General features: G+C 48.1%; 40 protein-coding genes and 3 pseudogenes. 15 read left to right on the top strand and 28 right to left on the bottom strand.

What is annotated here, in order from left to right:
- Positions 1–281 precede the first annotated feature (281 nt).
- From FFT88_RS04255 to FFT88_RS04135, 23 genes and pseudogenes are all read right to left on the bottom strand, one after another.
- On the bottom strand, positions 282–827 hold the full coding sequence (locus FFT88_RS04255) for a glycosyl hydrolase 108 family protein (protein WP_135404226.1): 546 nt from the start codon (positions 825–827) through the stop codon (positions 282–284).
- A gap of 9 nt (positions 828–836) precedes the next feature.
- Positions 837–1,118: a phage holin family protein gene (locus FFT88_RS04250; RefSeq protein ID WP_167851603.1), complete on the bottom strand. Its 282-nt coding sequence runs from the start codon at positions 1,116–1,118 to the stop codon at positions 837–839.
- Positions 1,105–1,491, bottom strand: a complete 387-nt coding sequence (locus tag FFT88_RS04245; protein ID WP_135404126.1) for a putative holin — start codon at positions 1,489–1,491, stop codon at positions 1,105–1,107. The genes FFT88_RS04250 and FFT88_RS04245 overlap by 14 nt, the downstream gene beginning before the upstream one ends.
- Positions 1,492–1,874: 383 nt before the next feature.
- Positions 1,875–2,249 (bottom strand): helix-turn-helix transcriptional regulator, encoded by a 375-nt coding sequence (locus FFT88_RS04240; RefSeq protein ID WP_135404224.1) that lies wholly within the window; start codon positions 2,247–2,249, stop codon positions 1,875–1,877.
- 60 nt (positions 2,250–2,309) lie between these two features.
- On the bottom strand, positions 2,310–2,570 hold the full coding sequence (locus FFT88_RS04235; RefSeq protein WP_000573777.1) for a type II toxin-antitoxin system RelE/ParE family toxin: 261 nt from the start codon (positions 2,568–2,570) through the stop codon (positions 2,310–2,312).
- A gap of 302 nt (positions 2,571–2,872) precedes the next feature.
- On the bottom strand, positions 2,873–3,562 hold the full coding sequence (locus tag FFT88_RS04225; RefSeq protein WP_135404223.1) for a bacteriophage antitermination protein Q: 690 nt from the start codon (positions 3,560–3,562) through the stop codon (positions 2,873–2,875).
- Positions 3,559–3,918: a RusA family crossover junction endodeoxyribonuclease gene (locus FFT88_RS04220; RefSeq protein WP_135404222.1), complete on the bottom strand. Its 360-nt coding sequence runs from the start codon at positions 3,916–3,918 to the stop codon at positions 3,559–3,561. The genes FFT88_RS04225 and FFT88_RS04220 overlap by 4 nt, the downstream gene beginning before the upstream one ends.
- A gap of 12 nt (positions 3,919–3,930) precedes the next feature.
- Entirely contained in the window at positions 3,931–4,920 is a 990-nt protein-coding gene (locus FFT88_RS04215) for a DUF968 domain-containing protein (RefSeq protein ID WP_135404221.1), read from the bottom strand.
- Between the two features lies 1 nt (position 4,921).
- Positions 4,922–5,200 carry a hypothetical protein gene (locus FFT88_RS04210; RefSeq protein ID WP_135404220.1) on the bottom strand — a complete coding sequence of 93 codons (279 nt, stop codon included), beginning with the start codon at positions 5,198–5,200 and terminating at the stop codon, positions 4,922–4,924.
- A 39-nt stretch (positions 5,201–5,239) separates the two neighbouring features.
- Positions 5,240–5,528 (bottom strand): annotated as a pseudogene (locus FFT88_RS04205) (hypothetical protein).
- Between the two features lie 247 nt (positions 5,529–5,775).
- Positions 5,776–5,856 carry a small toxic protein shoB gene (locus FFT88_RS04200; RefSeq protein ID WP_135404454.1) on the bottom strand — a complete coding sequence of 27 codons (81 nt, stop codon included), beginning with the start codon at positions 5,854–5,856 and terminating at the stop codon, positions 5,776–5,778.
- 383 nt (positions 5,857–6,239) lie between these two features.
- Positions 6,240–6,785, bottom strand: a complete 546-nt coding sequence (locus FFT88_RS04195) for an ORF6N domain-containing protein (protein ID WP_135404219.1) — start codon at positions 6,783–6,785, stop codon at positions 6,240–6,242.
- 354 nt (positions 6,786–7,139) lie between these two features.
- A pseudogene (locus FFT88_RS04190) lies at positions 7,140–7,463 on the bottom strand (DUF551 domain-containing protein); the annotation flags it as partial.
- 373 nt (positions 7,464–7,836) lie between these two features.
- The gene (locus FFT88_RS04180) at positions 7,837–8,064 is read right to left on the bottom strand and encodes a DUF4014 family protein (protein ID WP_135404218.1); all 228 of its coding nucleotides are present in this window, start codon (positions 8,062–8,064) and stop codon (positions 7,837–7,839) included.
- Position 8,065: 1 nt separating this feature from the next.
- Positions 8,066–8,254, bottom strand: coding sequence for a hypothetical protein (locus FFT88_RS04175; protein WP_135404217.1), 189 nt, complete (start codon positions 8,252–8,254; stop codon positions 8,066–8,068).
- Positions 8,255–8,618: 364 nt separating this feature from the next.
- Positions 8,619–8,930 carry a hypothetical protein gene (locus FFT88_RS04170; RefSeq protein ID WP_135404216.1) on the bottom strand — a complete coding sequence of 104 codons (312 nt, stop codon included), beginning with the start codon at positions 8,928–8,930 and terminating at the stop codon, positions 8,619–8,621.
- Positions 8,923–9,180, bottom strand: coding sequence for a hypothetical protein (locus FFT88_RS04165; RefSeq protein ID WP_135404215.1), 258 nt, complete (start codon positions 9,178–9,180; stop codon positions 8,923–8,925). The genes FFT88_RS04170 and FFT88_RS04165 overlap by 8 nt, the downstream gene beginning before the upstream one ends.
- On the bottom strand, positions 9,173–9,661 hold the full coding sequence (locus tag FFT88_RS04160) for a class I SAM-dependent methyltransferase (RefSeq protein WP_135404214.1): 489 nt from the start codon (positions 9,659–9,661) through the stop codon (positions 9,173–9,175). Before FFT88_RS04160 ends, FFT88_RS04165 begins: the two co-directional genes overlap by 8 nt.
- Positions 9,658–10,053, bottom strand: a complete 396-nt coding sequence (locus tag FFT88_RS04155) for a DUF977 family protein (protein WP_135404213.1) — start codon at positions 10,051–10,053, stop codon at positions 9,658–9,660. Before FFT88_RS04155 ends, FFT88_RS04160 begins: the two co-directional genes overlap by 4 nt.
- A 30-nt stretch (positions 10,054–10,083) precedes the next feature.
- Positions 10,084–10,545, bottom strand: a complete 462-nt coding sequence (locus tag FFT88_RS04150) for a replication protein P (RefSeq protein ID WP_240731055.1) — start codon at positions 10,543–10,545, stop codon at positions 10,084–10,086.
- Complete coding sequence (locus tag FFT88_RS04145) at positions 10,538–11,578, bottom strand: DnaT-like ssDNA-binding domain-containing protein (RefSeq protein ID WP_135404212.1); 1,041 nt, start codon at positions 11,576–11,578, stop codon at positions 10,538–10,540. The genes FFT88_RS04150 and FFT88_RS04145 overlap by 8 nt, the downstream gene beginning before the upstream one ends.
- On the bottom strand, positions 11,550–12,101 hold the full coding sequence (locus FFT88_RS04140; protein ID WP_135404211.1) for a toxin YdaT family protein: 552 nt from the start codon (positions 12,099–12,101) through the stop codon (positions 11,550–11,552). Before FFT88_RS04140 ends, FFT88_RS04145 begins: the two co-directional genes overlap by 29 nt.
- Positions 12,085–12,312, bottom strand: a complete 228-nt coding sequence (locus FFT88_RS04135; RefSeq protein ID WP_000476986.1) for a Cro/CI family transcriptional regulator — start codon at positions 12,310–12,312, stop codon at positions 12,085–12,087. Before FFT88_RS04135 ends, FFT88_RS04140 begins: the two co-directional genes overlap by 17 nt.
- A 77-nt stretch (positions 12,313–12,389) precedes the next feature.
- Here FFT88_RS04135 and FFT88_RS04130 point away from each other — a divergent pair, with 77 nt between their 5' ends.
- The 5 genes and pseudogenes from FFT88_RS04130 to FFT88_RS25505 all read left to right on the top strand — a co-directional run.
- The gene (locus tag FFT88_RS04130; protein ID WP_135404210.1) at positions 12,390–12,797 is read left to right on the top strand and encodes a helix-turn-helix domain-containing protein; all 408 of its coding nucleotides are present in this window, start codon (positions 12,390–12,392) and stop codon (positions 12,795–12,797) included.
- Positions 12,798–12,990: 193 nt separating this feature from the next.
- Positions 12,991–13,146 carry a DUF1391 family protein gene (locus FFT88_RS04125; RefSeq protein ID WP_001678562.1) on the top strand — a complete coding sequence of 52 codons (156 nt, stop codon included), beginning with the start codon at positions 12,991–12,993 and terminating at the stop codon, positions 13,144–13,146.
- Between the two features lies 1 nt (position 13,147).
- On the top strand, positions 13,148–13,276 hold the full coding sequence (gene ydfB, locus FFT88_RS25805) for a protein YdfB (protein WP_000344892.1): 129 nt from the start codon (positions 13,148–13,150) through the stop codon (positions 13,274–13,276).
- A 29-nt stretch (positions 13,277–13,305) separates the two neighbouring features.
- Positions 13,306–13,524, top strand: a complete 219-nt coding sequence (gene ydfC / locus FFT88_RS04120; protein WP_001171959.1) for a protein YdfC — start codon at positions 13,306–13,308, stop codon at positions 13,522–13,524.
- A gap of 22 nt (positions 13,525–13,546) precedes the next feature.
- A pseudogene (locus FFT88_RS25505) lies at positions 13,547–13,939 on the top strand (hypothetical protein); the annotation flags it as partial.
- Between the two features lie 190 nt (positions 13,940–14,129).
- Here the strand turns inward: FFT88_RS25505 and FFT88_RS04110 are convergent.
- Entirely contained in the window at positions 14,130–14,321 is a 192-nt protein-coding gene (locus FFT88_RS04110) for a hypothetical protein (RefSeq protein WP_001678557.1), read from the bottom strand.
- A gap of 556 nt (positions 14,322–14,877) precedes the next feature.
- On the opposite strand from FFT88_RS04110, the gene dicB reads away from it, so the two are divergent.
- The 6 genes from dicB to FFT88_RS04070 all read left to right on the top strand — a co-directional run bounded on the left by dicB (position 14,878) and on the right by FFT88_RS04070 (position 20,067).
- On the top strand, positions 14,878–15,066 hold the full coding sequence (dicB, locus tag FFT88_RS04100) for a cell division inhibition protein DicB (RefSeq protein WP_135404207.1): 189 nt from the start codon (positions 14,878–14,880) through the stop codon (positions 15,064–15,066).
- Entirely contained in the window at positions 15,063–15,266 is a 204-nt protein-coding gene (locus FFT88_RS04095) for a DUF1482 family protein (protein WP_135404206.1), read from the top strand. Before dicB ends, FFT88_RS04095 begins: the two co-directional genes overlap by 4 nt.
- A gap of 80 nt (positions 15,267–15,346) precedes the next feature.
- A complete protein-coding gene (locus tag FFT88_RS04090; protein WP_135404205.1) occupies positions 15,347–17,827 on the top strand; it encodes an exonuclease in 2,481 nt (826 codons plus the stop codon).
- 61 nt (positions 17,828–17,888) lie between these two features.
- A complete protein-coding gene (locus FFT88_RS04085) occupies positions 17,889–18,158 on the top strand; it encodes an excisionase (protein ID WP_000003742.1) in 270 nt (89 codons plus the stop codon).
- On the top strand, positions 18,127–19,245 hold the full coding sequence (locus tag FFT88_RS04080) for a phage integrase Arm DNA-binding domain-containing protein (RefSeq protein ID WP_135404204.1): 1,119 nt from the start codon (positions 18,127–18,129) through the stop codon (positions 19,243–19,245). The genes FFT88_RS04085 and FFT88_RS04080 overlap by 32 nt, the downstream gene beginning before the upstream one ends.
- A 264-nt stretch (positions 19,246–19,509) precedes the next feature.
- Entirely contained in the window at positions 19,510–20,067 is a 558-nt protein-coding gene (locus FFT88_RS04070) for an ORF6N domain-containing protein (RefSeq protein WP_135404203.1), read from the top strand.
- 36 nt (positions 20,068–20,103) lie between these two features.
- Here FFT88_RS04070 and FFT88_RS04065 read toward each other — a convergent pair whose 3' ends face one another.
- Together FFT88_RS04065 and FFT88_RS04060 are read right to left on the bottom strand one after the other, a co-directional pair.
- Positions 20,104–20,601 (bottom strand): hypothetical protein, encoded by a 498-nt coding sequence (locus FFT88_RS04065; RefSeq protein ID WP_064236780.1) that lies wholly within the window; start codon positions 20,599–20,601, stop codon positions 20,104–20,106.
- 2 nt (positions 20,602–20,603) lie between these two features.
- Entirely contained in the window at positions 20,604–20,882 is a 279-nt protein-coding gene (locus FFT88_RS04060; protein ID WP_047627957.1) for a hypothetical protein, read from the bottom strand.
- 339 nt (positions 20,883–21,221) lie between these two features.
- On the opposite strand from FFT88_RS04060, the gene potC reads away from it, so the two are divergent.
- The 4 genes from potC to FFT88_RS04040 are packed head-to-tail and all read left to right on the top strand — an operon-like array spanning position 21,222 to position 24,372.
- The gene (potC, locus tag FFT88_RS04055) at positions 21,222–22,016 is read left to right on the top strand and encodes a spermidine/putrescine ABC transporter permease PotC (protein WP_135404202.1); all 795 of its coding nucleotides are present in this window, start codon (positions 21,222–21,224) and stop codon (positions 22,014–22,016) included.
- On the top strand, positions 22,013–23,059 hold the full coding sequence (potD, locus tag FFT88_RS04050; protein WP_130215933.1) for a spermidine/putrescine ABC transporter substrate-binding protein PotD: 1,047 nt from the start codon (positions 22,013–22,015) through the stop codon (positions 23,057–23,059). Before potC ends, potD begins: the two co-directional genes overlap by 4 nt.
- Positions 23,060–23,116: 57 nt before the next feature.
- On the top strand, positions 23,117–23,578 hold the full coding sequence (locus FFT88_RS04045; RefSeq protein WP_130222865.1) for a DUF3592 domain-containing protein: 462 nt from the start codon (positions 23,117–23,119) through the stop codon (positions 23,576–23,578).
- Positions 23,575–24,372 carry a TPM domain-containing protein gene (locus FFT88_RS04040; RefSeq protein ID WP_135404201.1) on the top strand — a complete coding sequence of 266 codons (798 nt, stop codon included), beginning with the start codon at positions 23,575–23,577 and terminating at the stop codon, positions 24,370–24,372. The genes FFT88_RS04045 and FFT88_RS04040 overlap by 4 nt, the downstream gene beginning before the upstream one ends.
- 125 nt (positions 24,373–24,497) lie before the next feature.
- On the opposite strand, the gene cobB is transcribed toward FFT88_RS04040, so the two are convergent.
- Together cobB and nagK are read right to left on the bottom strand one after the other, a co-directional pair.
- A complete protein-coding gene (cobB, locus tag FFT88_RS04035; protein ID WP_096938882.1) occupies positions 24,498–25,319 on the bottom strand; it encodes a Sir2 family NAD+-dependent deacetylase in 822 nt (273 codons plus the stop codon).
- Between the two features lie 15 nt (positions 25,320–25,334).
- On the bottom strand, positions 25,335–26,246 hold the full coding sequence (gene nagK / locus FFT88_RS04030; RefSeq protein ID WP_135404200.1) for an N-acetylglucosamine kinase: 912 nt from the start codon (positions 26,244–26,246) through the stop codon (positions 25,335–25,337).
- Positions 26,247–26,251 lie beyond the last annotated feature (5 nt).

The following is a 26,251-nucleotide window of genomic DNA, read 5'->3' as shown; positions in this document are numbered from 1 at the left end:
AAGAATTTATTTTATTGAATAGCCACAAACACAGAATTTCATGCTTTCCGGACGCTGGCGCACCCTTCATTTTTCAGCAAAATATTCTGCTATTACAGGCGATCAGTTCTGCATACACTGCCGAACACCGTCGACAATTTCACAGACCTGAGAAGCTGTATCGAAAAGCTGGCGCGCCTTATCCAGGCTAACGCATCCCACCAATAAAAAAGGCGCTAATATCGCTACCAGTGCCCATTTCGCCGCCGTTCTCGGCATTCTGTGTGTCCAGTGTTTTCGCTTCATACAGCCACACGCTCTTTCATCCAGCCGTAGACAAACGACTCGTTAGCCTCCCGTTTCTCTGCCAGCTCCAGATAGCGGTCACCCTGCGTACAGTTCAGCGCGGTCAGCATTACCAGCTCTCCATCCCTGCCACGATTTTTCAGATATGCCCGTAACGCATTGAGGGTACGAGGTCCGATGCGTCCATCTGCATCCATATCCGGATACAGTTTCCCGCGCAGGTTGAAAACGTTCAGCCAGCGTTGAAGCATTCTGGACGCCACAGTTGGTCCCATGTTCACGCCCGTGTCGCACAGTTCTGCAGCAATATCCGGCGACAGGTTCGCAATCTGGTCGAATCGTGGGCCATACCAGTAATCCGCCTCGAGTATTTCCAGCGCCTGCCCGCGTGTCAGGTTACGCATATCGCCCTGATATCCGTGCGCACGGGCGACTTTTTCCGTAATTCCCCATTTGGTCGGCCCACCTTTATCATCCGGATGGTTGACGTAACCGCCCTCTTTACCAAGAACGGCATCAAAAATTTCGTCTTTTGTCATGATATTTTCCTGTTAATTTTTCCTGCTGTTTACCAGTCGAGATATATTTCCCCTGGCACCCCATACAGTCACCAGCAGTGCGATATTGATAACAGTTTCGGGTATGCTCGGATGACGATAGACCCCGGTCAGAATCAAGATGGTTACCGAGCCGCAGGCAACCATCAGCAACCAGGCGCAAAAAGAGGACTTCCAGCAGTAATTTGCGCCACTTCGTTGATAAGCCAGAAGGACGAGAACAATCAGGGCGCAGGTGAACGCATTCAGCGTAAGAATAAAATTACTTACCCCCATCGCCTCCTCTCCCTTTAGGCCAGAACCGACCAAATAATGATGACGGCTCATTCCCCAACAGCATTAGCAAGCGGACCGATACCGCAGACGCCACCAGCGCACCAACCGAACGACTGGCTGAAATGCTTTCCGGTGTCAGCAAAGTGATAACCGAAGACGAGAACGGTGCGGCGACGATTCCCGCCATCAGCGACGCGATAAAAAGCAGCAATTTTCCCCAGACCGGGTATTCGCGCGCCGACATAACAAAAATAATGGAACCTGCAAAAGCCCCGATTAATACGCCTGGCTCAATCCAGTCGAACAGGCCGACAACGGTTACCCCGCCAACAGCCAGCCCGGCCTGTGTCGTGCCGGATACTGGTTCTGCCATAACATCTCCTGTAAATAAAAAAGGGCCACCAGCGGCCCGTAAAAAACAACACCCCGTCAAAGGCACCCGCAGATGCCTTTTGTGTAGTGTTATTCAGATTTGCGCAGTAAAGGCCCCGGGGTGACCAGCCCACAGAGAAAGTCACACTGACCATCCCGTAAGCTCACCCCTGAAAGGCTCTGTGGTTTTTGATGTGCGCCGGGCGTGGCGCGGATATAAAAAAAAAGGCCCGCAAAAGCGAACCTTAAAGATCAGAGAGGGATATTTTTTTATGGATGAACAAAATCCAGCCAACCATAAGGTTAACTACAAAACAACATGCAAAAACACGCTACAAACAACGGCAAGCAGATAAGAAAAATGCAATCGTTACGAAAACCGAATCAATCAGCCAACTGATTTGGTCGGCAGTTGTAAATCTCAGCCAGTTTTTCCAGTGTTGATTTTCGCGGAGCTCCTGCTCTCTCAAACTGAGATACGGCTGACTGTTTAACCCCCAGACACTCCGCTACTTCCTGCTGAGTCATTCGCCTGTAAATCCGCCATGCTGCCAACAATGACACATCATCATCAATCATGATGGATACTACTTCATGAGGTATTGTCTCATTGTCATGCTCTCCGGCTTCATATTTGATGCTTTCAAAATCATCATCAGGATCTGCCAGGCTTAACAGCCGTTCATATTCAGCAACTGACATAATGACCCCGGTTCTAATCCCGGCATTATCAGTAATAAACTGGACACTGTTTTTCATATCATTGCCTTTCGCGATTGAATGTCGTTCAGCAAACTGGCGGTTTCCCGCCAGCCTCCCTTAGTATGTGGTTGTGCTTCTGCGCTTAATTTCCTTAATATCCAGGACAACAGGATCACCATCCTCAACATCAAAAATAACCCTGTACACTCCGACCCTCAAACGGAATCGATTATCACTCCCTGATAGCTTTTTAAAATCCATAGCTACCAGAGGAAAATCCTTTAGCGCACCGACCTTATCCTTTATCGCCTGCCGATACCGCGTATCCACACGAAGTAACTGCTTCAGGGCTGTCCTTGTCCATCGAACCTCAATCATTATCCCCCCTCTGATTCGTGAGAAAACATGATTATTTCGAGAATAACTTTACACCCCACACTTATATATTGCAATAAGACTTATAAAAAAATAAGCATTAATCAACCAACGGCTTTACATGTCAGAACTTCTCTTATCTCACTCACCGCCTGCTCAAACCGCTCACTGCGCAACCACCAGCGTGTTTAACGCCCTGTGCCGTTTTTCAGACATAAAAAAACCCGCTCAGCGGCGGGCCTTGCTTACTTTGCCATCGCGTACAAAATCGGCAAAATATCAGATTTGCACGAAATATATGCCTTTTAATCTACTTTTGCAACACTTTGCTTTGAAAATGCCGCCTTTTGTTCTGAACGCGTTCTCATCACAAACAATAAAGCCTCACTATCCAGACGGTGGAAAATATGTTTCATTGCAACCCAGTGACCAGTAAATGTTTTGGACCAGTTTTTTGTTGTTACTCCCGCCAGTAATGCCAGTTCCTGATATTCATAAGTTTCACGCCCAGCCAGCTCACTCTTCACATCCTGTGCCGCCAGCCAGATTAATTTTTTCAGGCGCTCCAGCGTTTTCCCTGCAATTTTTCTGGTACCGGATTGTGCGTTAAATTCATGCCACACCCACTGCGTTATCGCGATCTGGTGTTCCCAGCAAATGCTGCCGCTGTAACACCACAACAACCAGGCTTTATGATGTTCTTCAAGAGACAGAACTGCCCGTCGCCATGATGATGTCGAAAACTCAACCTGACTTACCAGAGGAATTGACGAACCTTTCGCCAGCGATTGTTTTCCCGGGATTGGTGGATTATCCCGCGTTATCATTTTTCCGGTCACTTCATCGCGGTACCGGATTTTTTTACGCCTGTAACGCCCTGTTTCAAACATGGCATTCTCCTGCCAGGCCTCAAGCTGTCCTTTTGTTGCTCCACTCAAATCGGCGGTGGCAATCATGAGTTGCTCACGAACAAACTGTAAATACTGGTAATTCATGCGCACTCCAGCTCTGTGATTTTTATCCCCAGCCGCCCACCAGGAACGAGCTGACCACGCACAATATTGATTTCATCAAACTGCTCGTCGTCTATGAGTAGTCCCGCATGCGTCAGCGCATCCAGTGGAGCTTTCAGGATATTGTCCAGGTCTCGGCGGCGCTTATCCGGTGGCTCTGCAATAATTTTTATTGCCAGCCTTCCGGACAGGTTTAATTTCAGTCGCTGCTGGCGAACAATGAGCGCCACATCCCGACGATAACGCTCACCGGCTTTTGATACAAAATATGTGCTGCCACGACGTCGCCAGTAGGTGTTCACCGTCGGCGGGTAAGGCAAAACAAGCTCTATACGCATCAGTAACCTCTTTTACCCAAGCACGCCGGTTGCAAAGGCGTGATCAAGAAAACGAAAAATTAAATCAATCTGGGAACCATGCTTTTCTTCAAATGCCAGCGGATCAGCATGAAGTTCATTGTGATGCTCCCGGCACAGCGGTAGCGTGAAAATATCGTGGGCTTTTGTCCCCATCCCTCCCTGACCGTGACCAATCAGGTGATGGGGATCGTCGGCTGGCTTACCACAACATGCACACGGCTGTGTCTTAACCCAGCGCGTGTACTTTTCGTTAACCCAGCGGCGACGTTTGGGGCGTAACATAAAAGACTCCGGCGATTCCGGATCCACTTTCAGCGCCAGCACCTTTTTCGCTTTATCCTGGATGATGCTGGTGGCCGGAACTGAAGGTACGAGGTCACTTTCCCGAGTGACAGACTGCACAGCAGGCTTCGGTAATCTCAGAGCCTTACGGGCTGCGCTTTCAGGTAAGGCATCCGCCAGGTCATTACGAACCAGCCACCAGCACAGTTCCGGCATTGTCACAACGTGACTTTCATCAAAACCGAGATCCCGACGGACAACAGACAACACCCAACGAACACAGTTATCCGTTGCCATTGATTCCAACCGTTCTGTGAACTGATCGCGCAGCTGATTATCGCAGTGCCAGCACAAACGGATTGCTCCCGGCACGTGACGCATTGTGGTCATGTTCTCGCTGTGCCAGTCGGAATGAGGCCACTGACAACCTTTTTCACGAAGTAACCAGCTTTCAAGACATCCCACTCCACCAGCACGATGGATCACAGCCTCATTACGGAATACGGCCCGAACAGCGGGATCATCCGCTAACGGTTGTAATGCCGCTGGAACGACACCACTGGCAAAAGATGAATAACGTTCCGGCTCAGGCTCCAGCAAGACACGCCCCTGCATAAACAAGGGCATCAGCTCTGAACCTGGCCTGAACAGTACGATCCCCATACGCGGGGCAATTTCAGGTGTCAGTAATGCTCTCACATTACCTCCAGATCCGTTGCTGGAATGTGCGGGACGGACGCGGTGGGCGCTCGGAGTACGGCAGCTTGACGTAGATTATCCAGTGAAGATAATCGAGGCTGAGGGCTTTCCTAAACTCATATCCACGTCTGCGGTAGTTCTGAATCAGCCATTCGGCCTGTTCTTCAGTGCAGGGATCGTGCTGATACCAGTCATATTTGAATGCGTGAGAACGCCGCCCGTGCCTGCTGGCAAGGACGGCGAGATTATCAGAATTGTGTGGTCTGGAATTTTGCGCCATCGGCTTTCTCCGGTGGCACAGTGTTACTCAACAGGGGGTTCAGCCCTGTGCTGAATTGTAGCTGAATTCACACATCCTCAAAAGCAGAAAAGCCAGCTTTAAGCCCGGCCTCTTTCAGCCCCCGTAATGATGTGACAAATTCATCTTCACGCAAAATAAAACCGTCCGTCATAAGTCCGTCCACAAAATGAATTAACACAGCTCCACTCTTCCTTTGTTGAGACTGTAAACATTTAATGCGGCAGTAACTGACAATAGATCCATTCTCAACGCGCACAGCATAGAGGCCATTTTCACTAAAAATTTCACGCAATTCTTCGATTTTCATCTTCAGAATCCTTCCAGATAAATAGCTCTCCCCTTCTCAGGGTCCATCCCTCTTATCCCTGCGCGCTACTTAAGTGAATCGATTCTAGTCAGGTATACCCGCTTATCAACAAACGAAGGTCGGTTTAATGGCTGAATCGGCTAAAACTTGATCTGTTAAAGCAAAAAATGCTGAGCGGATAATCTCCGGATATGTTAAAGGCGCGCCAGTCGGTAAACTGGACGCGCCTTAGTTACGTTTCCCGCTATTACAAGAACAACAGGATCAGCTGTAAAACAGCAATGATGATCTCGATTACCTGTTTAATCAGGTGTCGGGCGTCCATCATCCGTTTTCCTTACGTAAGGAAGTGGCAGAATTGACTGGCTCTTACATTTCCCCAAAGTCAATTCGTGCTTCTGTTGAGTGTTGCTTGCCATCTTCCAGGTTAGAGCCCTGACAGCACCACCTGTTTCACCGGGGAAAATCCGTTTCAGCACCTGTTCTGATAACAGTAACGTTCTCAACAAGTTGCATTTTACACAACTCGCGATATCAGGAAAAGCTAATAATTTCTTGAAATTTGCGGAGAATTAAGTAATCTTAACCCTGTTGAGTGTTGCCTGCCCGTACAAGCAACAAAACAGTGGTTATATGCGAATTCACACCACTTTTCGCGAAAACCATCAAAAAAACCCCTGACCTTACCAGCAGGGGTTTTTTGTATCTGCTTTAAAGCTCCATTAATTTTCCGGCCAGTTCATCGCGCGGCATTACCAGCCAACCGCGCGATTTAAGCAAGGTCAGTGCTTCTTCAACCGTCACCAGCTGACCTGGCGCATAACTTCGGATGAAAGCAGTTTTATCGTCACGGATCGCCAGGTGAAAATCGATATTCATTTTGCCCATAGCCCGCTCTTTCTCGTACTGGTTGAAGTAACTGTCTTCGAGTTTTTCGAATACTTCCCACGCCTGATCGGTTTCGAGCATTTTGGCGTGGCGGGCTGCTCCGCGTTCTGTCCAGAGTATGAGCGAGCGGGTTTTTGGGGAGATGGGATTTTGTGAGTGACTTAAAGTCACCCGCAAATTCTTTAGTTCATCACCAATCACTTTGTAAAAGTGCTTACCTTCACAAAAGCGATCTGCGTTACGCGAATAATTCTTTTTGATGTTATCTGAATCCGTGCCGTAAAGTTGTGCCAGCAACTCGGTGGTGATAACGGGAATTTGGTTGTGTGTAATCGGGGAAAGAGTTTCGACAGAAATTTGAGTGGTCATAACGATAACTCCGTACATTTGGACATTATCGCCACCTTCTGGTCTCAATCATCTGGTGGCGACCTGTGCAGGGTTGAGACTACCGGGTACGGAAACCGGCGAGCCTTTCGGCTCCCCCACACAGCCCGCCATAAATCGCGAATATGACTGTGCAAACGATATGAAAAAAAAGACGCGGGCGCGTCTCATATCGCTCCGTAAACATCCGGGGTCTCAATCCCGACGCCAGATTTTGCTGGCGCGTCGAAAATATAGCCCCGGACTAGTAATTACGTCAACCCCAGCGGCAAATCGAATACACCACCAGCGCCACCGCCATTGCGATTCCTACCGTGGTGAATGCTTCAGGCCAGCTCATTGATTCACCTCCTGCGGTGGTTCCGGTAGCAGCATCCAGTGAGTTGAGCTCTCTACTTCGATGCCGTCTTTGTCCACAAAAGCCATCTTATTCCCGCCACGAATGGGGCAAAAAACCTTATCCCAGGAACCGGGGAATACATTCCCGAGATCATCGCGAAGAATCACATCGCAGTATTCCGCAGGAACTGCATCACTACAGCTTATCCAGCCAGCCGGAGTTCCCGGAGAGCTGGTTGACGTTTCCGAGATTTCCCGAAAATTGTTGGTTGACGAATTCTTATTTTCCCGAAAGCTTCCGGCCTGAAGCATGGCGACGCGGCAGGCGTTCCAGCCATCAGCATATGTTTCAGTTACACCGTCGAGATGACAGGTAAGCAAATCCATTTCATCAGGCACTACCATCGCTGGCGGCGCTGCGTAAAGCGGTGTTATTTCTGCCCGAAAGTCACCTATTTCATGCAGTCGCACCCACCGTTCGACTTCTGCTTTGTCAGAATACAGAGCAGTGAACGTATTATATTCATTGTCAATTTGCGTGAAGGTTGCCTTCCACGCCACAGGCTCTGCTTCCAGCGATGCCAGCGCAATTTTGAATAACTCACCCTCTACCTGTGCCATCCCTGAATTTAGGTGGCATTTCGCAATCGCTATTTTTAATTTAGCTTCTTCGATTAATTGTTCTTTGGTTAATTCAGTCATTTGAGTCTTCCTTATACGGATTAATTTTATTGTGTAGTGTGTTGAACGACGCCCATACCACGTCGTTATACAATTCAATAACTGGCTCAATTATTTTCCCGATTCCCCATACCAGAATTAACGGGGATATCGGCATCATCAACACGATAAACAGAATGAGAAACAGGAATTCTGTTGCTCTGTTCTTTCGCGGATATTTTTTTCTGAATAATGTAGGCACATCACTCTCCTTTAGTACGCAAGTGGTTTTTCCAGCGGTTTTGGGCTGCACTTGGTTTTCTGCTAAAACCGCTCCCCATAAGCCCGCAATAATTGAATAATCCTAGCTGCCTGTTGCTGATTTTTACCCACTGCCAGACACCAGGCTCGTTTCTGCGAACTAATAGAATTTTTGCTTTACGGTTTTTCATCGTTTTGCTCTCCTGCGTTTCTTTGCTGCACGTCGTGCCGCTGCAATACCGGTACGACGTTTCGGTGCCGGGATAATATTGTCAGCCATCATGACATGTGGAATAACTGTTAATGATGACGCCCCAAACCGCACCAGATACGGCAATAAACAATTTTCCATTCGCATTTCTCACCTCAATTGACCTGAATATCAGTAATTGTTTGTTGCAACCATTCTTTAGTTAATTCTGCCATTTTTATTACCGCCCTTTCGGGCGGCCTCCTGATGTTTTGAGGGTGCAAGAATCCCTCCGGTTAAGGATTTAATAAAAACCACTTCTGATTTAAATTTTCAGTATTTTGTTGTCAGGTGGTTTATCGCCTTTATGCTTCAGCCTTATTTCTCAGCCATACACAAACAGGACCATCTTCAGTGTCATGAATGGAACCAATGAACCAGCCTTCACCTTCCGGGCGCTCCGGTTTCCAGGAGGCAATATCGGGACCATCTGCGTCCAGATTAAAATCATCTTCATCCATAGTTCTGATGGTCCATTGAAGATTATTTTCCTCCATCCATGCGTTAAACTCTTCCGTTGAAATATACTCCCGACCGTCACAGAATTTTTCATATTCAGGATGCGTCCAGCAGCCATATTCATCACGCATTACTGGTATTTCTTTAATTTCATTCATTTCTGTTCTCCCACGTTTTCAGACTTTCACCACAGAACGGGCAAAAACACATTGCAACGCCACGACCGACATATTGACCAGAGTGAATTTGAGCAATGTCTAAGCCTGGCTCGCCAGTGTTTATGTTCACACGCCCCGGGATAAATATGCCTTTGCTCTTAAATGTTGGATTTCCATATTCGAGTGCTTTTGCCAATGCCGCACACGGTTCTATCTGATTGCCATTAACCTGGCATTTTGATTTACCCACTGGTCGCCTCCTTCACAAAAATAATCCAATGTGTTTTATCGTTCTTACCGGTGCGCTGGCTGATGATTGGTTTCGCGTCGGTTAGTGCCAATATCTGGCGGACAGATATTTGCGTTTCATTCCATTTAAAAATCAGAACGCCATGTGGCCACAACACACGAAAGGCTTCTTTAAATCCCCGCCGCAAATCATCACGCCAGGTATCTTTATTCAGCCGTCCATATTTCTTTCCCATCCAGGCTTTATCACCAATACGCTCAAGATGCGGAGGGTCGAATACAACAACCGGAAACGATGCGTCTGCAAATGGTAATGCTCGAAAATCTGCTATCAGGTCAGGGCTAATTATCAGCCGTCGTCCATCACACAATGTGTGCTCTTCTTTTCTGATATCGCTAAATATCGCCCGTTCGTCATTCTTATCAAACCAGAACATGCGACTGCCACAGCACATGTCGAGAATGGTAGCCGACTCACTCACAACATCATCTCCTGAAAATTACCCTGATAGAACGCCAGCACACGCTGCATAGCTTCGCTCTTCCGGCACTCGCGACAGATTATGTTCAGATGTCTGTCGTAGCGGCGTATTTCTCCGTCTGGTAACTTTCGAATCAGTGTCTGGTCAGTTGTTTTCTCCGGTGTCTTACGCCATTCGCGATACGCCTGCTCTGATGCAAAAACACCGTATTCCCCGGACATGTATAAATCACCACAAACCAGTACATCCACAAGGCAGCGTCGGACCGAATGCCAGCCAGCTCCCGTCGCTCTCTCCAGTTGCGACATCGTCATGCGTCCATTTTTGCGCACCAGAACGATGATTCGAGTCTTCAGCTCCTCCCGTTGTTCGGGTGTAAAAGGTTTCGCCATAAATCCTCCTGAAAAAATCACCTTCACAATTCATACAAAACCAGCTGCCTTCCGGCGTTCATACTCCCGTTTCAGCAACTCAATTGGTGTTGGCCCCGACGGGCGTTCTGGTGCTGCCAGTTGCCGCCGGACAGGCGGAACGCTGAGGCCATTACCAACATGCTTTGCCCATTTCGTCAGCTGCCGTTCTGCAAGCCGTTTTAACTCCCCTTCGGTCATCTGCCGCTCAATCCCCTTTGAACGCATCTCGAGACAAATGTGATACAGCACGGGCTGAGGCCACGGATATTTATCGCTTCCGTCGTATCGCCAGGACTCATTGCGCCAGCGGCGATATTCCTCCATCACGTTATCCACCGTCAGACCAAATGGATTTGCCCCGCTCTCCGAAATCAGCGCCACAAACTCAGCCAGGTCCGGAGGCCATGTTTCACCCGCCCGGCAGCGGTCCATGCACTGTCGGCAGACCTGCCGGATTTGCTGCTCAGTCATCGCGCCAATCTGTGCAATCCAGAGCTTCGAAGGTGCGGCCCCGTTCTTCTGGGTCCAGCGGTTCGAATAAACCTCCCCCATGAGTTCCCACAGCTTCCACGCCGTTTCCGTCGCTGATAAATCCGTTTTCACGTTCCCACTGCTCACGTGCTGCCCGAATTTCCTGAACTGCCCGTGATGCGGTGCCACCTGGTGCTGCTGCATGGTTTACCCCCTTGCTGACTGGTTTAGCCTGCGCCCTGACGTGATTTACGTGACGGGCGAATTTCTGCTCCCACTGAACCTGCGTGAAAACTTTACCCTCCTCAGTCCAGTAATCCCTGAATGCGGCAAGTTCAGCAGGTGTAAATTCCGGCTCTGGCAGAGCCATCCCCCACAACGCAGCCCGTCGTCGAAAATCCCGTGACGGATGCCAGTCATCGGCCATCGGAAATTTTCCGATGGGTTCGCTCAGGCCATCCAGGAATGCAGGTGGTGTTGCCTGTAGCGACAAAACTTCCCGATCACTGATCGGAGCACTCTCGCGTGCGTTATGTGTGGGGTTTAGATCTTTTGGTTCCTTTGGGTTCCGTGATCCGTTTTTGGGTGTCTTTGATGGAAAAATTGGGTGTCTTTGGTTATTTTCTATGCGGCAAAGAGTTCCGTTTTTGGGTCTGTTTGGTGCTGAAACATAACCGTTTTCGGCACTGTTTTTATTAACAGTACCAATTTTACCCACCTTTAAAGACTCCCGTTTTTGGGTGTATTCAGGCTCAGCAACACTTTCTTCAACACCGATAAGTCGGTACACCACAATTTGCTTTGTTCGGCCTTTTCTCTCACCGGTATCAACTATTAACCCAATCTCCATCAGGTGTCGTAAGCTGTCCTGCACAGTTTTTTTGTTTAGTTCTGTTACTTCTGCCAGTGCAGATACTGACGGGTATGCACACAAATCGGCACCGCACATATCAGCAAGCCAGGTCAATACTGACTTACTGGATGAACTGCCGGTTTTCACCTTTTTAGCCCATCGTAGTGCATCGATACTCATACGAACCCCAGGCAGACATTTGTTTATCTGCAAAGTAATGTTGGTATTGCTGACGATACGCATGCTTGAAAGCAATAGCTTTTTCTATAAGCTCGTCAGTCTCACGTTCCACAACAGCGGGATCTGCCAAAAGCAGACCGGACTCAACCACATCGCCATATTCTTTGTTTAACCCGGCGATCATGTACGTAATGCTTTTTCCGTCAGTAATTTCACGATACAACCAGAAATCACTTATCCGGATAGCCTCCATAATTGCCGGAATCAGCGCCGTGAATTTTTCACGCTTATCCCTGGTGTCGATAGCTTTCCAGCGTTCGAATATCTTCACCCGGTTAACACCAAGCGCCCGTTGATCAACCGCGCCATCATCAAACGTGACACGTTGAACATCGATGTTCGGGCGTTCTTTCAGTGCCCAGAAGGCTTCTGTGATTAATATCGTCGCCTGCTCCTGTGTCATTCCTGGTCGGCATACCCAGGCATCCAGAGCTTCACAAACCTGTTCAGGGGTGATTTTCATTGTTCAACCGCCCCGCCCGCTTTGCCTTACGATATTCGTCATAAACTTTGGGGTCGTACTGAAGTTCCCCGCCGGATGCCTCTTGCAGGCGCATCGCGCGGCCTTCAGGAACCAGTTCCCCCCATTGAGAAACAGCAGATGGATCAACACCAGCAGCTTTCGCTACTTTGGCTTTCGTCCCATAAAAATTAATTACGTCCGATTTAAACATCGCCCCTCCAAAGTTGAGTTTTCTCAATAGTAATCACTCAAGGAATCTCAAGTCAAGGGTTATTAAGATATCTAAATATGAACGAGAAAACTTTAGGTCAACGAATTAGAGAAAGACGCAAACAGGTTGGTTTAAGTCAAAACGATTTAAGCAAGGCTGCTGGCGTATCTGGCTCATCAATTTCACTATGGGAAAGCGACCATACAGCCCCGCGCGGGCAAAATTTGCATCGCCTGGCTGAGGTATTGCAATGTTCACCAACCTGGATACTGTTTGGTGACGAGGATAAAACACCAGAGCCCCCAGTTGCACTCAACAGCTCCTTAGACTTATCGGAAGATGAGTTGGAGATGTTGCGATTGTATCGCGCACTTCCAAAATCAGAGCAGCAAGCACAAATCAGCGAACTCCGTGCCCGTGTTGAGAATTTTAATCGCCTATTTACCGAGCTACTAGAAGCTCGCAAACGTAACAAACATCAATAACCCACTCCTTCACAAATTTTAAAGCCTTACATTTCAATGTATTGGCTTTGTTTTGCATTAAACATTGAGTTTTCTCATCAAAAACACTTGACCTATTACCATGAGAAAACTAAATTATCTTCCATCAAGACACCGCACGGTGTTCTCAGCAAACAGTTCCGCCACCCTGGCGTTAAGGGGAAATGAGGTCAACATGGATACTATCGATCTTGGTAACAACGAATCTCTGGTATACGGCGTGTTTCCCAACCAGGACGGCACATTCACCGCGATGACGTATACCAAAAGCAAAACGTTTAAAACCGAAACTGGCGCACGTCGCTGGCTGGAAAGAAATTCAGGTGAGTGATATGGATTTCGACGCAATCATGGAAAAGGCTTACGAAGAATACTTCGAAGGCCTTGCCGAAGGCGAAGAAGCTCTCAGCTTCAGTGAGTTTAAACAGGCGCTTTCCAGTTCGGCAAAATCTAACGGCTGATAAGCGAAACAGCACCGCGAGGAATCAGTATGCAGAAACGAGAACCCGTCATCATCGCGCCAGACTATACCGATGATGAACTTTATGAGTGGATGCGCCAGAAAATTACGGCAGCGCAGGACCTGAAGTGGGCCAATGAAGCCAGGGCTAAGCAAGCTGAAAATCTGTCCGCTCTGGAGCAGGATATCACCAGGCTGGAAAAAGCAGCGGCATTAAGCATTGCCAGAATGATTACATACCCACGTTAATAGCTGACCAACGAGGCTAATAATGGAATTTAAAGATTTACCAAAAGAAATCCAGACAATTGCTGCAACGACACTTAGCGATAGCCTGGTGGAAATTAAACCGGAATCCGCAAAAAAAGAAACCATCGATAATATGGTTCGTAATGTGCGCGATGCGTTTACCGGGCTATATGGTTCTGATAATCAAAAGCGGGAAAGCGATGTTAATGAACGGGTGATTTCTGTTTGCCTGAATGGCCATGTTCTTTCATCAATCAAAACAGAAACAGCGACGGCCCTCGATTGCCTTTGCATTGTACAGAGCCTTGTTGATGCCCTGTTTTGTTCAGTGAATTTAGAAAATGACGCAAATCTGCGAGGGCGCACAATAGCACATCCATACGCACATACTTTAGGCTCTGTGGATGCTAAAAATAATACCCTGCAAGTTTCTTTCGAACATTCACCGCAAGAGCTGAAAACAAAAAAAGAGGATGCAGATAAAAATAATAACGATGAATCTGATTTATTTATTATCAGTTCAAACCTGCTGGAAGTAATGAAGAGCGAGCTTGAAATACACAACATCAAGCCCACTCCGGTATATTTACGATGGGTAATGAGAATTATTGACGCTTCTCTGCCATAAGCTTCTTATCCAGGAATGCTTCAAATTTATCGTAAATGACGTCAATCTCCCCCATTTGCTCGGTAGCAAGAGAAATGGCGTGAGATGGTGAAATGGACACCTGGCAATGGGCGTTAAAGGTTTCCACAGCCAGGCGCATAAGAAACATTACTTTTTCTTCTTGTGTCATAAATTTCACCCTCCTGAGGGTTGGTAATTAAGGAGTTCTCCACGGGTCAGGTGGAGTGCGTGCGCCGGACACGGGTGAGCATCCGGCACTGACAGTTTACTGAAAGGATATATCCCTGAAAAGTCAGGGCATAACGCGAAAGCGCACAGCGAAGTCATTCCTCCCTTTGTTGTGTACCACTGACATCTTCGTCTGTGCGCTTCCGGTTGTGGCACTCCGCGAAATGGCGCGGCGGTATGTATGGCGGGGTTATTCCTTCCCCGTTGAGGACGCCGGGTTGTCAGGTTGACCATACGCCTGAGTGACAACCCCGCTGCAACAACCCATGTTGATTACCTTTTGGCGGCATCAGTTTCATTGCTGGCTGATGTCCGCCCTTTTTAAAGTGAATTTTGTGGCGCGGTGAATGCGGCTCAGCGCACGCGGAACAGTTAAAACAGTAAAGCGGTCCTTTACTGGCGTAACGTGAAATACTCCGGCGTTAATTGTTAACTGGTTAACGTCACCTGGAGGCACCAGGCACCGCATCACAAAATTCATTGTTGAGGACGCGATAATGGAAACGTTATTACCAAACGTTAATACGTCTGAAGGTTGTTTTGAAATTGGAGTCAGAATCAGTAACCCTGTATTTACTGAAGATGCCATTAATAAGAGAAAACACGAACGGGAGTTATTAAATAAAATTTGCATTCTTTCAATGCTGGCACGTTTACGTCCGATACAAAAAGGATGCTGGCAATGAATACAGTATTTGCACTCGTCCTGACTGTTTTTCTTAATACGGGCGAACCGGTTGATGTGGTTACTGGTATATATGGTTCAATGAAAGAATGCACGGCTGCCGCAGCAGAACAGAAAATTCCCGGCAACTGCTATCCGGTCGATAAAGTTATTCCCCTGGATAATAACGAAATCCCGGCAGGACTTAAAACAGCGCCGTAATTAATATCCAGTTTCATTTTTATATGCCAGCAATGGCATGGATTTGTTCACCCTTAAATCTGTAATGAGGTTAAAACAAAATGAGTAAAGTCTTTATTTGCGCCGCCATTCCGGACGAACAGGCAATAAAGGAAGAAGGTGCAGTTGCTGTAGCCACTGCCATTGAAGCCGGTGACGAACGCCGCGCCCGTGCCAAATTTACCTGGCAATTCCTGGAGCAATATCCGGCTGCTCAGGACTGCGCTTATAAATTTCTTGTCTGCGAGGATAAACCCGGCATGCCCCGCCCTGCTATCGACTCCTGGGATACCGAATATATGCAGGAAAACCGCTGGGATGAGGAATCCGCTTCCTTTATTCCGGTCGAACCAGAATCCGATCCGATGAACGTCAATTTTGACAAGCTGTCCCTTGAAGTACAGAACGCGGTCCTGGTTAAGTTCGGTACATGTGAAAACATCACCGTTGATATGGTGATTAGTGCACAGGAATTGTTGCAGGAGGACATGGCAACATTCGACGGGCATATCGTTGAGGCACTGATGAAAATGCCTGAAGTTAACGTCATGTATTCAGAGCTTAAGCTGCTCGCCATCGGGTGGGTTAAACATAAATGTAATCCAGGTGCCAAATGGCCCGAAATTCAGGCGGAGATGCGCATCTGGAAAAAACGTCGCGAAGCCGAACGCAAAGAAACCGGGAAATACACGTCTGTTGTTGATCTCGCCCGCGCCAGAACCAACCGACAGAACACCGAAAATTCAGCAGAAAAAATCAACCCTGCCACTGATGCCATTCGTCGCGAATATAAGCAGACATGGAAAGCGCTGGACAGGGAGCTGGCCTGCTATCTCTGGCCTGGTGATACGGACCCCGGAAGCATTGACGGTAACATCCTTCGCTGGGCAGAAAATGAAGTTATCGCCAAAGACCGCGAAGACTGGAAGCGCATTTCCGCATCAATGCGCAAACAGCCTGATGCCATTCGCTATAACCGTCAGACTATTTTTGGTCTTGTCCGTGAGCGTCCGCTCGACATTCACAAAGATCCCGTGGCACTGAACAAATACATCACTGAATACCTGGCGACAAAGGGCGTGTTTGAGGATGAAGAAACAGACCAGAACACTGCTGATATTCTCCAGCCGTCAGCAGCACAAACTGATGCAGTGGAAACTGAAGTATCTGATACCCAAAAAAATGAAAGCACGCTGGAAACTGAACCATCTGTAGAGCGTGAGGGGCCGTTCTACTTCCTTTTCACCGATAAGGACGGCGAAAAATACGGTCGCGCAAACAAACTTTCTGGTCTGGAAAAAGCGCTGGCCTTGGGAGCTACTGAAATCACGAAAGAAGAATATTTTGCCCGCAAAAACGGTACATACTCAGGTTCACAACAAAATACTGGTGCATCTGACACGATCGCACAACCAGAGTCGGTAAAAGTTACCGCTGACGAAGTAAACAAAATTATGCAGGCAGCCAATATCAGCCAGCCTGACGCCGATGAACTGCTTGCAGTATCACGTGGTGAATTTGTTGCAGGGATTAGCGACCCGAATGATCCGAAATGGGTTAATGGGATCCAGACCCGCGATTCTGTGTACCAGAACCAGCAAGAAACGGAACAGAACGACCAGAAAGCGGAACAAAACAGCCCAAATGCGCAACAAAACGAGCCAGAAACGAAACAGCCTGAACCAGTAGCGCAACAGAAGCCGGAAAAAGTCTGCACCGCCTGCGGCCAGAGCGGTGGCGGCAACTGCCCTGATTGTGGCGCGGTGATGGGCGACGCAACATACCAGGAAACATTCGATGACGAGAATCAGGTTGAAGTTCAGGAAGACGATCCGGAGGAAATGGAAGGCGCTGAACATCCACACAAAGAGAATGCTGGCAGCTATCAGGACCACGCCAGCGATAGCGAAACTGGCGAGACAGCAGATCCCTTAATTGCGGTGAACGGTCATCACGTTATCACATCCACCAGCAGAGTGTGGTACCACCTGATGATCGACCTTGAAACGATGGGTAAAAAAAGTAATGCCCCCATCGTGGTTATTGGTGCTGTGTTCTTCGATCCGCAGACCGGGGAAATCGGGCCAACATTTTATATCGTTATCAGCCTGGTTGACGCTATGGACACGGGGGCTGTTCCTGATGGTTCCACCATCGAATGGTGGCTTGCTCAGTCCAGCGAAGCCAGATCTGCAATTTTAGTTGATCAGGTAAAACTGGTTGACGCTCTTATTCAATTTCGGGAATTCATCAATGAGTACTCGGATGAAAAATTCGTTCAGGTATGGGGCAATGGTGCAACTTTCGACAACACTATTTTACGAACCTCGTACGAACGCCTGAACATCCCCTGCCCGTGGCGTTACTACAACGATCGCGATGTACGTACAATCGTTGAACTGGGAAAAACTATCGGTTTCGATGCCAGAACAGTTATTCCATTTGAAGGCGTGCGCCACAATGCGCTGGATGATGCCCGTCACCAGGCGAAATACGTTTCAGTAATCTGGCAAAAACTGATCCCGAGTCAGGCTGATTTTTAATGTTCAACCGTCGCCAGTTGTCGTTGGTATTCTGCAACTGGCGCGTTCCGGAGTGATAACCATGAGCGAACAGTACCTGATAACGCTCGACGAGTGGAAACCTAAACGGTTCAGTCTCCCAATAACAAACACTACCCTGGTGAAATACGGAAAACTTGGATATATCGTACCAAGACCACAAAAAATTCGTGGACGTTGGCTGATAGATCGCCGGGCAGTATTTGTTGGACCTGGTGAAACGGGAATTGCGCCGGAAATTCATACTGGCGATGATGATGCACTGAAGGAGATTTTAACTCATGTCACCGAGGCCACGAAAAAACAGCACTGACGTTGCCGGTCTTTACGAAAAGTTTGATCGCAGAACTGGCAGGGTTTACTACCAGTATAAAAACCCTGTGACTGGAAAATTTCACGGGCTCGGAACAGACAAAGGCAAGGCGGAAAAAATCGCTTCCACAGCCAATCAGCGAATAGCTGCAGCAGAAGCAGAATATTTCATGCGCAAAATTGACGAAAGTCCGTCAGCAACAAAACGTCGGGGTATCAGATTAAAAGCATGGGTTGATCGATATCTGAAAATACAGGACACACGACTGAAAAATGGAGATATTGCAGCTACAACCCACAAAGAAAAATCGCGAATGGCTGCATACCTGGTTTCCCGCCTGGGAAACCACCCACTGAAAGAGCTGGAAGTAAGAGACTTTGCATTGATACTGGACGAGTGGCTGGATAAAGACATGGTGAGCACAGCGAGAGTAAATCGCGGATTATGGGTTGATATTTATAAAGAAGCACAGCATGCAGGGGAAGTCCCTCCCGGATGGAATCCTCCGGAGGCTACCCGTAAACCGATCCCTAAAGTAACCAGAGCCAGGCTCACTCTGGAAGACTGGCAAAAAATTTACAACGCAACGCCTGAAAAACACTTTATCCGTAACGCAATGCTTCTTGCGATTGTTACTGGTCAGCGCCGTGATGACATTTGCCACATGTGTTTTTCAGATGTGTGGAACGAACACCTGCATATTACCCAGGGAAAAACTGGAATGCGTCTGGCGTTACCGCTGACGCTACGCTGTGATGCCATTGGGATATCGCTAAAAGAAGTGATTGATGGATGCAGGGACAGAATATTGAGTCCATACCTGATTCATAGCCGGCACCAGAAACAACCAAAACCAATGAGTAAAGATAACCTGAGCGACTACTTTGCTAAAGCGCGGGATCTGGCAGGAATAACTCCACCAGCAGGAAAAACACCACCAACATTTCATGAACAACGCTCCCTGTCAGAACGGCTGTACCGTGCGCAGGGTATCGATACAAAAACATTACTGGGACATAAAGTCCAGGCAACCACCGATCGCTATAACGATACTCGAGGTCAGGAATGGGTTAAGTTGGTTGTTTGACAAAAATAACCATCCGGGATTATAGTCTGCACATGCCAGCAAAATCTGGTATCGGGATTGGCGTCCCGGATGAAAAAGGCGACAACAGACGCGCCAGCGTCTTTTTTATTGTCGTTTGCACAGTCACATCTCAATGGTGGGCTGTGTGGGGGCGGAGCAATCCGCGCCGGTTCCTTTTTCCCGGTTACGCCAACCCTGCACAGTTCACCACCAAGCGATTGGCGTCGCAGGTGGTGATGATTCACAAAGAAAAAGGATCATCTTATGGCCACCAAAATCGCAGTTGAAACTCTTTCCCCGATTACCCACAACCAGATCCCTGTCATAACCACCGAGCTATTGGCGCATCTTTATGGAACGGATGTTGCCAACATAAAAATGAATCATTCACGTAATCAAACTCGTTTTCTGGAAGGGAAGCATTATTTCAAAGTCGTTGGCGATGATCTGAAAAATTTGCGAGTAACTTTTAGTTACCTGCAAATTTCCCCCAAAACCCGCTCCCTCATCCTCTGGACGGAACGAGGCGCTGCCCGCCATGCCAAAATGCTCGAAACCGATCAGGCGTGGGAAGTGTTCGAAAAACTGGAAGATTGTTATTTCAGTCAGAAACAACCACCAGCAGCGCAAAACTCCCCCATCGAAAATGATGGATGCGCATTGCTGATCCATTTCAATAGCCACGGTCAGGTTGAGTTCACGGAAAAAGTCCCAGCCGACGCAATGGTGTGTACCCTGGAGCGTTTTAAGTTTTATCTGGAACAGCAAGGCTGGATAGTTGCCCGTAAGGAGCAACTGTTGGAAAGGTTAATGTCGCTTTAGCTAATGCAAAAACCCCGGCATAGCCGGGGTTAGGAATTATTTCAGGACAAGCGCATTCAGCGCCTCGATCACCTTTCCAAGATAACTGCCAAAAAGCCACCAAGTTACACCAGCACAGAATGAAATCACCGCCAGACTCACGCCGATATAAACCTTTGCTTTTCTAATGGTATCATCTATGTCATCGAGTTTTTCGAGCTTTTTGTCTATTTGAGCTAACTCAGACAATTTATGGGAATGCTCAGCAAGTGTCTTATTGATACTGTCCAGTGAGGACATTTTTTGCTCGATACCAGATAACGTTGTTTCCATACGAGTAACTGCGCATGCGAGAGACGCGTCATTTTTGACATCAGACAGGTGATTGTATACCTGATCAATTCTCTCATTCATACGCCTGTTATCCTCTTTCAGTTCATTGAAAGAATGGACGATCCATTGATGCTGTGAATGCCTTGACTCACCACCACCAGTAACTTGCGCATCTATATCCGGTGTGCGTTGGTCGCCACTATACGAAGATTCTCTCCCCATAATTATAGCCCCTTTGCACGCAACCACTCCCAAAGCGGCATTTTATGCCTTCCGTAATAAGAACTAACAGGGAGGATGATATATGAGTTCAAATTTTGTTCATCATTCCCACCATCCAGAACATTAAATAACTCCTGGGCAGTGGCGAGCTGGCTTTCGACGAACCAAAGGCAATCATCAACGTTCATGTGTTGCTCGGGGAATTTTTCTGCAACGACTTCCCTCATCAGCGCCCTGGTGTCATTATTTTCACTGGTTACTACTATAGCGAAGATAGACATGGGTGTGAGTCCTTTACGATAGTGCTCAAAAACAGTTCTGCAATAGAAATGTAAATCTGAGAAAACTGTCAGGTAAACCTAATGTTTAGCTATCTTATGTAGTTGACTTGAGCAAAACAAGAGAAAACATCACGAGACAGCAAATTTTGCAAACGAGCACAAAATATAAAAAGCGCCATCTATCAACGAAAGCTCGTCCGCAAACCAAGAAAAAATGTTGTAAAATGCGCTGCCTGTTTTTGGGGAAAAGTTTTGGAGAGGTTTTGGAGAAAGGAAAAAATTGAATAAATTCAAAATCCTGAAAGTGCTCCACCTTATGAATAAGAAGGTGGAACTCGAATGATCGGTCGACTGCTTCGCGGCGGTTTTATGACCGCTATCTACGCGTACCTGTATATCCCAATCATTATTTTGATTGTGAACTCCTTCAACAGCTCGCGCTTTGGCATCAACTGGCAGGGTTTTACCACCAAATGGTATAGCCTGCTGATGAACAACGACAGCCTGTTACAGGCAGCGCAGCATTCACTGACGATGGCGGTGTTTTCGGCGACGTTTGCCACGCTTATCGGTTCACTGACGGCAGTTGCGCTGTACCGCTATCGCTTTCGTGGTAAGCCGTTCGTTAGCGGAATGCTGTTTGTGGTGATGATGTCGCCAGATATCGTGATGGCGATTTCTCTGCTGGTGCTGTTTATGCTGCTGGGTATTCAGCTTGACTTCTGGTCGCTGCTGTTCTCGCATATCACCTTCTGCCTGCCGTTTGTTGTGGTGACGGTGTATTCGCGCCTGAAAGGTTTTGACGTGCGAATGCTGGAAGCGGCGAAAGATCTCGGTGCCAGTGAATTTACCATTCTGCGAAAAATCATCCTGCCACTGGCAATGCCAGCGGTGGCGGCGGGCTGGGTGTTAAGCTTTACCCTGTCGATGGACGATGTGGTGGTTTCTTCGTTCGTCACCGGGCCGAGTTATGAAATTCTGCCGTTAAAAATTTATTCGATGGTCAAAGTCGGCGTATCGCCGGAAGTTAACGCGCTGGCAACCATATTACTGGTGCTGTCGCTGGTGATGGTTATTGCCAGCCAGCTTATTGCTCGTGATAAAACGAAAGGTAACACAGGGGACGTTAAATGAAAAAATGGTCACGCCACCTGCTCGCGGCGGGTGCTCTGGCACTGGGCATGAGCGCCGCTCACGCTGATGACAACAACACACTGTATTTCTACAACTGGACCGAGTACGTGCCGCCTGGACTGCTCGAACAGTTCACCAAAGAAACCGGTATTAAGGTTATCTATTCGACGTACGAGTCGAACGAAACCATGTACGCCAAGCTGAAAACGTACAAAGACGGAGCCTATGACCTGGTGGTTCCTTCAACCTATTACGTTGATAAAATGCGTAAAGAAGGGATGATCCAGAAGATCGACAAGTCGAAGTTAACAAACTTCAGCAATCTCGATCCAGAAATGCTCAACAAGCCGTTTGATCCGAATAACGACTACTCCATTCCGTATATCTGGGGTGCGACGGCGATTGGCGTTAACGGTGATGCGGTGGATCCGAAATCTGTCACCAGCTGGGCCGATCTGTGGAAGCCTGAGTACAAAGGCAGCCTGCTGCTGACCGACGATGCCCGTGAAGTATTCCAGATGGCGCTGCGTAAGCTGGGCTACTCCGGTAATACCACCGATCCGAAAGAGATTGAAGCTGCGTATAACGAGCTGAAAAAACTGATGCCAAACGTCGCGGCGTTTAACTCCGATAACCCGGCAAACCCGTACATGGAAGGCGAAGTTAACCTCGGCATGATCTGGAACGGCTCTGCTTTCGTTGCTCGCCAGGCGGGTACGCCAATTGACGTGGTATGGCCGAAAGAAGGCGGCATTTTCTGGATGGACAGCCTGGCGATCCCGGCAAATGCCAAAAACAAAGAAGGCGCGCTGAAACTGATCAACTTCCTGCTGCGCCCGGATGTGGCAAAACAGGTTGCCGAAACTATCGGTTATCCAACACCAAACCTCGCCGCGCGCAAACTGTTAAGCCCGGAAATAGCGAACGACAAGACGCTCTACCCGGATGCTGAAACCATTAAAAATGGCGAATGGCAGAGTGACGTTGGCCCAGCCAGCAGCATTTATGAAGAGTATTATCAGAAGCTGAAAGCAGGACGTTAATTCAGCAAGCGGGCGGTGGTATTACCGCCCGTTTTTTATTTAGCAAGGATGTGGCTAATGAGTCAGGACAGTAAAGTTTTCTTTCGTATATTCCTCGGTATCGGTCTGGTACTGACCCTCATTTCTGTTGTTATCTTTTATAACCAGTTCACCTATAGCAAAGACGCGATTCATACCGAAGGCGTCATTGTTGATACCGTCTGGCACTCCAGTCATTCTCATCGCACGGGTAAAGATGGTTCGTGGTATCCCGTCGTTGCCTTTCGCCCGACGCCAGATTACACGCTAATTTTCACTTCGAGTATCGGCAGCGATTTTTATGAAGACAGCGAAGGCGATAAAGTTAATGTTTATTATTCTCCGGGGCATCCTGAAAAGGCTGAGATAAATAACCCGTGGGTTAATTTTTTTAAATGGGGGTTTATCGGCATTATGGGCGTTATTTTTATCGCCGTCGGTTTATTAATCAGTATGCCCTCCTCTAAAAAGTCACGCAGGAAACGGAAGTCCCGCCCATGAAAAAAATCATAATACTGCTCAGTTTGCTGATACTCCTGCCTCTGACAGCAGACAGCAAGCCATTAATTCCAATAATGAAGACACTTTTTACGGATGTTACCGGTACTGTACCGGATGCTGAGGAGATTGCGCGGAAAGCGGAGCTTTTTCGTCAACAAACAGGGATTGCGCCGTTTATCGTGGTTGTACCTGGCGTTAATGAAGCAAGCTTCAGACAAAATGGCAAAGCGATGCTGGCGCATGCATCATCTTCATTGAGTGATGTAAAAGGAAGTGTTCTGTTACTTTTTACTACCCGCGAGCCACGGTTAATTATGATAACCAACGGCCAGGTTGAAAGCAGCATGGACGATAAGCATCTCGGCCTTCTGGTAGAAAATCACACGCTGGCTTATTTACATGCAGATCTCTGGTATCAGGGAATCAATAATGCATTGGCTGTTTTACAAGCACAGATATTAAAACAACCGACGCCGCCACTGACATATTATCCGCATCCCGGACAACAGCCGGAGAATGATCCTCCCGGCAGCACCACGACATTAGGCCTTTTTGCCTGGGCGGTTGCATTCATCGTCTTTACTGCATTTTTTTACTACACGACGCGCCTTAATTATGCATTAAAGTTTGCAGTGGCAATGACTGTTGCCAATATGGGTTATCAGGCTTTATGTTTGTACATCGATAATAGCTTTGCGATTACCAGAATATCGCCGCTCTGGGCAGGACTGATTGGTGTCTGTACGTTTATTGCCGCGTTGTTATTGACGAGTAAACGGCAAAAGAGGCAGTAAAGTGTGCGTGTATTATGCCGGATGCGGCGCGAACGCCTTATCCGGCCCACAAAACCCGCAAATTCAATTAATTGCGTCCCCTTGTAGGCCTGATAAGCGTAGCGCATCAGGCAATGCTTCCTGCTTTATAAGCCCTTCAGCAACTTTTCAACAAATTCTGGCACCACCTGGCTTGCCGGGCCGTAATATTTCTCGGCAAATTCATTACCAACCTGACTGGGTTCAAGATTGAGTTCCACGGTGTGCGCGCCATGCAGCTTCGCTTCGTGAACAAACCCAGCCGCCGGATAAACATGCCCGGAAGTACCAATAGCAATGAAAATGTCGGCCATCGACAACGCCATATAAATTTCATCCATGCCGAGTGGCATTTCGCCAAACCAAACTACGTGCGGTCGCAAGGGTGCCGGGAACTGGCAGCAATGACATTTGTCTTCTGGCGTGACGTCTCCGGTCCAGTCGAGAACCTGACCGCTTTGCGAACAACGTACTTTCAGCAATTCCCCATGCATATGAATCACATTGGTATTACCTGCGCGTTCATGCAGATTATCGATATTCTGCGTCACCAGCAAAAAGCGATCGCCGAGGGCGTCTTGCAGTTTAGCCAGAGCAAGATGCGCAGCGTTAGGCTGAATTTCTGGCTGCTGTAGTTGACGGCGACGGGCGTTATAAAACGCTTGCACCAGTTCAGGATCGCGATCAAAACCTTCCGGTGTAGCCACATCTTCAACCCGATGTTCTTCCCACAGGCCATCTGCTGCGCGAAAGGTACGAATACCTGATTCCGCAGAAATCCCTGCCCCTGTCAGTACGAGTACTCTTGGTTTTTCCATTGCTTCCGGCACCACTTTATCTCTGAAAAAAATACGCTGACGCAAACGCTCGTGCAGGCGGCGTTTATTTTTACGAAAACGACTTAACCGATGACCCCGACGCGACAACATAGCAACCTCTGTTGATTAATCGGTTAGATGTAGGAAGGCCGCACCACGCATTCCTCCTGCATCCCCATGACGCGCACGTTCAATGCGCGGAACACGAGCTACAGGTAAGAGATGACGAGGCAGCCTGTCCGCCAGTTGCGTTGTGATTGCCGGGAAATTCGATAAGCCACCGCCAATGACCAGCAAATCAGGGTCAACAATGGTCAGGATATTTCCCAGACAAACCGCTAATAAATCCAGATAACGCTCAACGTGCGCCCTTGCCTGCTCATCGCCTTGATCATAAAGCGCAATAATTTCGGGAGCCTGCAACGGTTGATGATAATAGTGTTGATACAGCCACGCAAAACCGCGACCAGACAGATAATTTTCAATGCAGCCATGCTGACCACAGCCGCAGCGACGTAACGGGAAATCCAGCCCCATCATGGTTAACGCATCGACGGGAAGGCGCATATGCCCAAATTCACCAGTAATATAGCTTTTACCCGTTACCGGTTTACCGTTGAATACCAGTCCACCGCCAACGCCAGTCCCCAGGATCAGTCCCATCACCAACGGATATTGGGTAAATTCATCGTCCCAGGCTTCAGAAAGGGCAAAGCAGTTGGCGTCGTTATTAAGGCGCACATCACGTTCAAGGCGTGCGCTCAGATCGGCACGCAGCGGTTTACCACTTGCGGCGGGGACATTGGCGGCATACAGCGTGCCATCTTCTGTTTTCGGCATTCCCGGAATACCGATGCCGACAGAACCTTTACAGCCAAAGCGCTGATCGGCTTCGGCCACCAGTTCGCATACTGCATCTAAAAATGCGTCATAGCTGTCACGCGGTGTCGGCACCCGCTTTTCCCACTGCAACTGCCGACCGCTATCAAACACGCCTAGCGCAATTTTCGTTCCACCAATATCAAACCCGTAATACATTGCCG

The sequence above is a fragment of the Escherichia sp. E4930 genome (assembly GCF_005845405.1).
In the GTDB taxonomy this organism is placed as follows: Bacteria; Pseudomonadota; Gammaproteobacteria; order Enterobacterales; family Enterobacteriaceae; genus Escherichia.
Note: the sequence above shows the minus strand (reverse complement) of the source record. Positions and strands in the feature narration are given on the sequence as shown.